Origin of the sequence: Methylobacterium sp. J-067 (assembly GCF_022829465.1) — a bacterium.
Classification (GTDB): Bacteria; Pseudomonadota; Alphaproteobacteria; order Rhizobiales; family Beijerinckiaceae; genus Methylobacterium; species Methylobacterium litchii.
Map to the genome: position 1 here is coordinate 1 of NZ_JAKSXZ010000130.1, position 302 is coordinate 302.

Annotated in this window: 1 protein-coding gene; it reads right to left on the minus strand. The window is 62.9% G+C overall.

From position 1 onward, the window contains the following. Nucleotides 1-205: hypothetical protein (locus MKK52_RS19130; RefSeq protein WP_243956478.1), on the minus strand; the 205-nt coding region annotated here is incomplete at its 3' end. Between the last annotated feature and the right edge of the window lie 97 nt (nt 206-302).

Sequence of the window (302 nt, forward strand, 5' to 3'; positions counted from 1 at the left end):
CGTAGACGTTCAGCTTCACGCCGAGACCGCCGCACGTCATCCGGTGGTGTAGGTTGACGCGTACGCCCTGGAGCTGACCGTCCTTGTCGTCGAACAGCATCGAGCATGTGTCGGGACAATCGTGCGGGCAGCCCCCGTAGAAGGCCTCGGTCAGTCTCTCGCCCTGGGCGCCGCTCAGGGAGCCCGGCTTGACGATCTCGTTCATGTTTCCTCCGCGGTCGGGCGTCCGGCCTTCTTGGCGTTCCGGATGGTGAGCCCGACCCGTTCCCAGGGTGCACTAAACCGCAAACAATTCCAAATTT